Origin of the sequence: Sedimentitalea todarodis (assembly GCF_032595355.1) — a bacterium.
Lineage (GTDB): Bacteria > Pseudomonadota > Alphaproteobacteria > Rhodobacterales > Rhodobacteraceae > Sedimentitalea > Sedimentitalea todarodis.
Genome location: NZ_JASMWN010000053.1, coordinates 1 through 8,263 on the forward strand (window position 1 = coordinate 1; position 8,263 = coordinate 8,263).

At 55.1% G+C, this 8,263-nt stretch carries 6 protein-coding genes, 1 tRNA gene and 2 pseudogenes; 6 read left to right on the top strand and 3 right to left on the bottom strand.

Annotated elements, in window-relative coordinates:
• Window positions 1–36: 36 nt before the first annotated feature.
• A tRNA-Met gene (locus QO231_RS25455) sits at window positions 37–113 on the top strand.
• Window positions 114–305: 192 nt separating this feature from the next.
• Here the strand turns inward: QO231_RS25455 and QO231_RS25460 are convergent.
• Window positions 306–791: a GNAT family N-acetyltransferase gene (locus QO231_RS25460; protein WP_316782949.1), complete on the bottom strand. Its 486-nt coding sequence runs from the start codon at window positions 789–791 to the stop codon at window positions 306–308.
• A gap of 86 nt (window positions 792–877) precedes the next feature.
• Complete coding sequence (locus QO231_RS25465) at window positions 878–1,915, bottom strand: GlxA family transcriptional regulator (RefSeq protein ID WP_316782951.1); 1,038 nt, start codon at window positions 1,913–1,915, stop codon at window positions 878–880.
• Window positions 1,916–2,060: 145 nt separating this feature from the next.
• Between QO231_RS25465 and QO231_RS25470 the strand changes: the two genes are divergently transcribed.
• Together QO231_RS25470 and QO231_RS25475 are read left to right on the top strand one after the other, a co-directional pair.
• Window positions 2,061–3,455: an FAD-binding oxidoreductase gene (locus QO231_RS25470; protein ID WP_316782954.1), complete on the top strand. Its 1,395-nt coding sequence runs from the start codon at window positions 2,061–2,063 to the stop codon at window positions 3,453–3,455.
• Window positions 3,456–3,587: 132 nt separating this feature from the next.
• A pseudogene (locus QO231_RS25475) lies at window positions 3,588–4,163 on the top strand (homocysteine S-methyltransferase family protein); the annotation flags it as partial.
• A gap of 106 nt (window positions 4,164–4,269) precedes the next feature.
• Here QO231_RS25475 and QO231_RS25480 read toward each other — a convergent pair.
• Window positions 4,270–4,749 (bottom strand): annotated as a pseudogene (locus tag QO231_RS25480) (ParB/Srx family N-terminal domain-containing protein); the annotation flags it as partial.
• A gap of 12 nt (window positions 4,750–4,761) precedes the next feature.
• On the opposite strand from QO231_RS25480, the gene QO231_RS25485 reads away from it, so the two are divergent.
• The 3 genes from QO231_RS25485 (at window position 4,762) to QO231_RS25495 (ending at window position 7,946) form a co-directional block, all read left to right on the top strand.
• Window positions 4,762–4,890, top strand: coding sequence for a hypothetical protein (locus QO231_RS25485; RefSeq protein ID WP_316782957.1), 129 nt, complete (start codon window positions 4,762–4,764; stop codon window positions 4,888–4,890).
• 481 nt (window positions 4,891–5,371) lie between these two features.
• The gene (locus QO231_RS25490; RefSeq protein WP_316782960.1) at window positions 5,372–6,409 is read left to right on the top strand and encodes a hypothetical protein; all 1,038 of its coding nucleotides are present in this window, start codon (window positions 5,372–5,374) and stop codon (window positions 6,407–6,409) included.
• A 151-nt stretch (window positions 6,410–6,560) separates the two neighbouring features.
• Window positions 6,561–7,946 (top strand): IS1182 family transposase, encoded by a 1,386-nt coding sequence (locus QO231_RS25495; protein ID WP_316782964.1) that lies wholly within the window; start codon window positions 6,561–6,563, stop codon window positions 7,944–7,946.
• Window positions 7,947–8,263: the final 317 nt, after the last annotated feature.

The window sequence follows — 8,263 nt, forward strand, 5'->3', positions numbered from 1 at the left end:
CCCGACTCGCTACAACACCAGGGGAAACCAAATTGGCGCGGGATGGAGCAGTCCGGTAGCTCGTCAGGCTCATAACCTGAAGGTCGTAGGTTCAAATCCTACTCCCGCAACCAAATTTACCGAATAAAAACAAAGCCTTAGGCCTCGCATCGCGCGGGGCTTTTTGCTTATGCGCAATCCAAGTCAACACCACGTCAACGTTTGACGAGTCGAACAACAAATATTCAATGAAATCAACGCCACCGCTCAATTGAGGGCAGTCTGTCATCCCGAGCAGTTTGAGGATAGCCTGACCGACTGGGGCTCTACAGCGCCATGGACATCTCATGCCAGGTCATACCCCCATGATCCGAAGCCGAGGGCTGTAGATAGCGGTATCCGAACTTCTGATATAGCGGCACGTGATGCTCCTTGCACATGAGGTGAATCGTGACCTTCCCCATGCTTCTCATTCGATTCTCGAACTCGATCATCAACGCCTTTGATAGGCCTTTTCCTTGATGCGAGGGATCGACAACAACTGACATGATGACAACATTCGGCGCGTCTGGGTCATGTCCTATGAGCTCCTTGAAGTCTTCGTCGGACATTTCGACTTCGTATGCACATCCGCAGTTGATGAAGCCAACCACCTTGCCTTCCATCTCAAGGATCAAAAATCCGTCGGGATAGGTTTCAATGCGTTTTGTAATCTTGTCTTGGGTTGCCGCCTCGTCTCCCTCGTAAGCTGAGGTCTCAATCTCGAAGCAACGATTGGCGTCTGTAGGAAGTGCGTTTCGGAATACATGCATCCCTCAACGCTAACCCGAGACCTAGACAATAGCTAGGATCGCTTCCGTCCATCTGCGGCAGCGTCCGCTTCGTGAAGACCTCGACGTCATCCTGCTGCAATTGGTTTCGCGATTTGCGAAATGCGCTGGAATTTCTTTCGATAGGCTGCCGGTGATAGGCCAACGCCTCGTTTGAAGACCCTACGAAAAGATGCCGGGTCTTCGTAGCCGACTGAGCTGCCAACCTCGTCCACAGAATGCACATCTGTTTCAAGCATCTGCTTGGCTTCTTCTATCCTAAGCGCCTGCACGTATTCTATGGGCGCAAAGCCAGTGACAGACCGAAACCGGCGTGAAAAAGTACGGGGGTTCAGGCCGGATCGCGCGACCATTTGTTCGACCGGCTTGGCGATAGCGTAGTTGTCGGCAATCCAAACTTGGCAGTCAGAAATCTGCGCATCTGAGGTTTCCATTGGACGGGTCATGACCGAGTAAGGTGACTGGCCTTCGGAGTGTCCGCTGATCAGAAACACTTTCGCGGTTTCGATCGCGTGCTGATATCCGCAGAACCTGGCGATCAGGTAGACAGCCAGATCATGCCACGCGCTGACCCCACCTGCCGTCACAATACGGTCTGCCTCGGCTGCCAAACACAAAATTGATTCATTGCGAAAGGCAACTTTTGGATAATGGCGTTGAAACATATCACGATACGCCCAATGCGCTGTCGCCTCCTTCCCGTCCAGGAGCCCTGCTTCGGCAAGAAGAAGTGACCCTGAGCAGACGGACGTGAGCATAGCCCCGTTCGTGTGCATCTTATGTAGCCAGGCGATCTCACGGGGATATCTTCCCTTCGGGACATCGTAGATTGACGTATACATGTCGCAGATGACAACGGCATCTGGTATCGCTTGAGTGTTGACCGACATATGCGGTTCAACTGGAATATTTCCAAGACAATGGAATGGTTTTCCGTCTGCCGACGCAATCTTGACGTCCAACAACTCGTCACCCGGTGATCCTGCAACCATGTCAGAGTAAACTGCACCCACGGAGAGCAAGACATCATACAATCCGTAGAGAACGGATGCTGATGTTTCGGGTGCAGCGAGCAGTACGATCAGGGGCTTCTTGGTTTGGGTCATGACTGATCCTTGTCCAATTAGGCACGATACTGGCAGATTTGCCATGGTCACTTGTCCAGTATGCCTTGTGCTTGACCATAATGCCACTCTGCCAAGCCGATGCGATGGGATAAGCTGAAAATAAGTTTTGAAAAGGACGCACAGTATGGATGACTTTAGGAGCACGTTGGAAACGCTGTCGCTCGAATTTGGTGGCGAGGTGATTGGCCCGGAAGACGCGAGATTTGATGCTGCGCGGGGTGTTTGGAACGCGATGATAGATCGCCGCCCTGCGCTGATCGCTCAATGTAGAACTGCTGGCGACGTGCAGACCGCAGTCAAGCTCGCGGTTGCACGTGACCTGCCCATCGCTATTCGTGGTGGCGGGCACAATGTAGCGGGTCACGCGGTCTGTGAAGACGGAGTAGTAATCGACCTTTCGTTCATGCGCGGAGTGACGGTCGATGCCTCTGCCCTTGTGGCAAAGGTGCAAGGCGGAGCGTTGTGGCGTGATGTGGATGCGGCGACGCAGGAACATGGGCTCGCGACCCCTGGCGGCCTGATTTCCGACACTGGCGTCGCGGGTCTAACACTTTCGGGCGGCATTGGTTGGTTGCGGGCGCAGCATGGATTGTCGATCGACAATCTGGTTGCCGCTGACGTGGTCACCGCCGACGGCAGGCTGATCCATACAAGTGCCGACGAAAACCCCGAATTGCTATGGGCCTTGCAAGGTGGGGGCGGCAACTTCGGTGTCGTGGTCCAGTTCGAATTCGCGCTGCATCCCATTGGCCCGGAAGTTATGTTCGCGGCTCCAATTTATCTCGTCGAAGACGGCCCCGAACCCATTCGCGCATGGCGCGACTTTCTCGCCAAACATGGCGATAGAGTTGGATCGCTTTGCGAATTCTCCACCGCAGGGGGCGAGGATTTCCCCGAGGAACATTGGGGTAAGCGGGTCTTTACGCTGGCTTGCGTTTACAACGGTGACGCCGCTGAAGGTGAAACGCTTCTTCAACCCCTTCGCGAGCTTGGCGAAATGTCGGCCGATTTTTCAGGAAGGATGAACTATTGCGACGTGCAACAGCTGTTTGACACACTCATGCCTGCTGGAGATTTTCGCTGCTACTGGAAAGCGCGCTATCTGACAGACCTGACAGATGAGATGATTTATCTGGCACTGGCCAACGCATTGGCCGCGCCTTCGGACAACTCACTCTCATCTCTTTGGAACTTTGGTGGGGCAACCGCCAGTGTTACAGCGGACGCCACTGCGTTTGGTGATCGATCTATGGGCTGGATGTACTCACTGGATGGCGTTTGGGCCAATCCCGCTGACGATGACGCGAACATTGCCTGGTCACGTGAAGGCTGGTCCAATTCCGAACGCTTTGGCCATCATGGGCGCGCTTACCTAAATTTTGCGGGACATGGTGAGGACAACGCGGCGCTGACGCGGACAAGTTTCGGTCCGAACTATAAACGGCTTGTCGAAATAAAGACCAAGTACGATCCGCAAAACCGGTTCCGCTTCAATCAAAATATCGCGCCGGAGGTGTAAGACCAGAGAACCTTTTTCAGAGGCACGCAATAATGTTTTCGACAGGAGCAAGACATGTCCCAGCCGACACCCCGATTGCCGCATCAGACGGGCGACATTTTCTTGACCGATGGTGGAACGGAGACTTGGCTCATGTACAAACGTGGCTTCGAGCTCGAAGAATTTGCAGCATTCCACCTTCTACGCGACCCGAAAGCGAAATTCGCTCTGCAAGAGTACTACCGCGCGTTTGCCGAGGTTGCAGTTCGGCATGGGACAAGCTTCATCTTCGATAGCCTGACCTACCGCGCCAGCCGCGACTGGGGGCGGTTGCTGGGATACACTGATGAAAGCTTGGCAGAGATCAACCACGCCTGTTTCGAGCTTTACCGCAAAGCGGCGCGCGTCGCCGGTTTGCCTGCATCCAAAACAGTGATCAGCGGATGTATCGGGCCGAAAGGCGATGCCTACAAACTCAACCAGGATCTCACGACTGAAAGCGCAGAGGCTTATCACAGCGAGCAGATCGCGACATTCAAGGCAGGCGGGGCTGATATCGTGACGGCCCTGACGCTTAATACGACGGCTGAAGCTGTCGGGATCGCGCGCGCCGCAAAGTCCGCGGGATTGCCTTCGGTCATCTCGTTCACTTTGGAAAAGAACCGCTGCCTGAGAAGTGGAGAAAGCCTGCAGGGGGCCATCGAAACGGTGGATGCACAAACTGGGGGGGCCCCCGCATACTACATGATAAACTGCTCGCACCCGGTCGACTTTGGTCCGGCATTGACCGGTGGCGCTTGGTCGGATCGTATTCGAGGTCTTCGGGCGAATGCATCGTCACTGGATCACGGCACACTTTGCCAGCTTGGACAAGGGCGCCATCCCCGGCCTCGTCAGGATATTGAAGCAGCGCGTCCAGATCCACATCATCAAAGCCGAGCAGCGACAGGTCGAAATCCTCGGCCAGCAGTCCCGCGATCTCGTCGCGCAGGATCGCCTCGTCCCAGTCGCCGAGCTCGGTCAGTTTGTTGTCGGCGATGCGATAGGCCCGCCGCTCTGCTTCGTCGAGGTGACCCAGCCGGATCACTGGCACTTCGCTGAGCCCGAGCTGTGTGGCAGCCATTACACGGCCGTGTCCGGCGATCAGCTCGCCGTCATCCGCCACCATGCAGGGCACGGTCCAGCCAAACTTTGCCATGCTGGCGGCGATCTTCGCCACCTGATCGGAGCCATGCATCTTTGCGTTCTGGGCATAGGGGCGCAGCCGGTCGATCGGCCAGCTCTCGATCTGGCTCGGAGCAAAGACGAGGTCCATGGGCGGGTCTGAGTGTCCTGGGAACGCGAACGCCCGATGCCGCAGGCCAAGCATGGCCATCTGCTCGTGGACGCGTCGCTATATGGGGAAAACGAAAACGCCCGGAAGGGTTTCCTCCGGGCGCTCTTCTTCGATGATTGATGTATGAGTCAAGGGGGGCAGGTCTGTCAACAGAAAATGCTGCATGGATTCAAGAGCTTCAGAGCCGGTGGATTTCGTGGCTTGGATTCCGGTTGGTGGATTCCGCGGGTGGATTTTACTGTTTTTGTCAAGAATCCACCTTGGGCGACCGATCAAATCACGTAACCGCTTGTAATGAATCCGATTTATCCTGACCGCCCAGCCAAGTGGATTCCGGGTGGATTCCCCGGTGAAGAAGCCAGTCGCTAGCGAAATGCCGCGCTGCGCCCCCCCGTATACGTTTGGGGCACGGGAGGAACCATCGGGAGGGGCTAGGAGAGACGAAGGACTCTGACAGAGGCGATGCGTATCAGGTGGACGTTTCAAACAGAACAACGATCGAACGGAAGAAACCACTAAATTCGTCGCATATTGATCGGCAACTACTTGAAACACTGACCCTCTAGGTGAATGCTATTCTTTGAACCGCCGGGTGACCATCATGCTCTACAAAGATTTAATTTCTATCTATGGGTCTTCTTTAGCTGGGAAGTCCGCGCCAAAAGATGACCCGGTCTGGAGCTTGAGCTGGTCTGAAGATTTGCAGGTTTTCCGGGAATATGCTCTAGCAGCTCTGCAGCAGGCCAAGGTCTATCTGCTCGACCATCTGGCAGCAAGCTATGCAGATACATTGCATGACTCGATGCAAGAGAATTCACAAGACGATAGTGTTGCAGCCATGGCCATGCTCGGCGAGGTATCGCTTCCCGAAAGGGTTACTTGGGTTGAGTTCGAATATCGTGCACTGGTGGTCGCGCGTTTCGAACGGGCGTCGCCCTCGACCGCGCATTACGATGAGCCAGTAGGCTCCGGCGTGCGTGGCTATCTGATTGATAACCGAAACAGTGATCACTTGCGTGTTGCGATGTTCAGTCGGCCTGAAGGCAGCAAGATCATGGACCCGATTTGCTCCTTACTGGTCAATCGGACAGCGCAGGGAGGGTTCGACTATGATAACATCAAAGTGGATCTGAGCCGATCCATGGTCAATTTTCGTGTTCGTATAGGAGATTCCAAGGAAAAGATCGAAGCTCTTCGCGGCCTTCATTTGATTGATACCGGGGCTGACCTGTTCATTCCATTCGCGCTCTTTGCGATGTTGGTTTCCCCCGACTTGGGCGGCATCATCCCCGCCGAGACAGATACATTCACAGCCAAAGACACCAAGACAGCTCGTAAGTTCGGGAAATCATGGATACTTGGCGCCCAGAAGTCACATTTGACAATCCGTATCGGCCCGCAGGCCGCCGCGCATATGCGTGAAAAGCAACAACGTCTTGAATTTGAACGCCAGTCCCGAGAGGAGCGCAGCGGCCCCGTTCGCCATTGGGTAAGCGAGCACGAGCGACGTTACAGAGACGGCAAAGTCGTATTGGTCAAAGGGCATCATAGAGGCCACATACCGGATCCTTCTCTGCCAACGCGCGTCATGGGTCCAAAACCAAGCGTAACCGATTTTGACCTAACGCTGAGAGATTGAAGGCAGATTGATTGGCTCAAAGTTGCTTTTTGAACCTGTTATCCAATGGCGCGAACACCGAAAATTGGTTGGCGAATTTTGTTGAAAAACTCTTCCTTGATCGGGTTCCCCTTCACTGATTCAATCGCCCTATTGATTGGGGGATTTGGCGATGATGGGTCCAAAGCAGGAAGCACAAGCAGCGCTGTTTTACGAGTTCTCGCTGGAAGACCATGTTCCCCAAGATCACCTGCTGCGCTCGATAGATCGGTTTGTCGACCTGAGCGACATCCGCCAGTATTTGGCAGAGTTTTACAGCCACACAGGCCGCCCGTCGATTGACCCTGAACTGCTGATCCGGATGCTGTTGGTAGGGTATTGTTTCGGCATCAGGTCAGAGCGCCGGTTGTGCGAAGAGGTTCATCTGAACCTGGCCTATCGCTGGTTCTGCCGCCTTGATCTTTCTGACCCGATCCCAAACCATTCGACGTTTTCAAAGAACCGTCACGGACGGTTCCGTGAGAGCGCACTCCTGCGTCATCTGTTCGAGAAGACTGTCGCACGGTGCATCGCTGATGGCTTGGTGAGTGGCCAACGTCTGGCTGCCGATGCCAGCTTGATCGAGGCTGATGCCAACAAGCAGAACTCCACCCCAAAGGAAGACTGGGATCACAGCGCAATTGATCCACGCGATGCGCCACGCGCCGTTCGCGAGTATCTCGACGTCTTGGACGATGCTGCTTTCGGGGCGGCATCAACCGTAGAGCCGAAGTTCACGTCACACTCTGACCCTAGCAGCCAATGGACCGCAGCCCGCAAAGGCCCCGCTTTCTTTAGCTATTCCACCAATTATCTGATCGATACCGACCACAGCGTGATCGTTGATGTCGAAGGGACGAGATCAATTCGACAGGCCGAAGTCGGATCGGTGCGTACCATGTTGGATCGCATCAAAGATCGGCACGATATTGACCCAGAACGTCTTATCGCGGACAGCGCCTATGGATCAGGACCAATGTTGGGATGGCTCGTGGGTCGCGACATCAACCCACATATTCCGGTGCTTGATAAGGCGGGCCGAACAGACGGGACGTGGAGCCGCACCGACTTTGAATGGGACCCAGATAACAACCAGTACATCTGTCCGGAGGGTGAGCCACTCAAGCAGTTCCGGCGCAATTATTCCGACCCGAACCGGGGCCCCAGCGGCAAAGGTGTCGCTAAGTATCAAGCTCTAAAACATACATGCCAAGCTTGCCCATCAAAGCCAAAGTGCTGCCCAAATGCCGACGCCCGCAAGATTACTCGCGAAGAACACGAAGACGCCCGTCAAGTTGCCCGCGACATTGCCACAACCAAGCAATACGCGATCTCGATGCGGCTCCGAAAGAAGGTTGAGATGCTCTTTGCACACCTCAAACGCATTCTCGGCTTGGGACGGCTTCGATTACGCGGGCCATGCGGCGCAAATGACGAATTCCTCCTCGCCGCTACCGCCCAAAACCTCCGCAAACTGGCCAAGATCTTTCCTGCACCGCAGCAAACGGGCAAAGCCTGATAGAAAAGGTACTCGCGCTTTGTTTGGAACGCTACTTTCTGCGCCCGCAACACGCTGTTTTTCCACAGAATCGGCGGGGAGCGGCCGTTCGCTGCGTCGGCCGTGAACGACAGAGGTGCGCAGAAAACTGGCTTCGCAAATTATGGCCAGTTTCCCAACAGGGGCCTTTCGTGTAACGTGCGGCGAAAGCCGTGTGAGATGCAGGTTTCTCGGACGCCATGAGCGACGTTTGGGTAGCGCGTGGCGTTGCCTGGCGTCGGAGAAGCGCTCAGGCGGGAAATCGCGGGGTTGGTCTTGGTGGGCCGTTTGTTGCTATG

Bases quoted from the DNA above. Each gene is read 5' to 3' on its own strand.
- QO231_RS25460 (WP_316782949.1), bottom strand. From the start codon at position 791: ATGCATGTATTCCGAAACGCACTTCCTACAGACGCCAATCGTTGCTTC.
- QO231_RS25465 (WP_316782951.1), bottom strand. From the start codon at position 1,915: ATGACCCAAACCAAGAAGCCCCTGATCGTACTGCTCGCTGCACCCGAA.
- QO231_RS25470 (WP_316782954.1), top strand. From the start codon at position 2,061: ATGGATGACTTTAGGAGCACGTTGGAAACGCTGTCGCTCGAATTTGGT.
- QO231_RS25490 (WP_316782960.1), top strand. From the start codon at position 5,372: ATGCTCTACAAAGATTTAATTTCTATCTATGGGTCTTCTTTAGCTGGG.
- QO231_RS25495 (WP_316782964.1), top strand. From the start codon at position 6,561: ATGATGGGTCCAAAGCAGGAAGCACAAGCAGCGCTGTTTTACGAGTTC.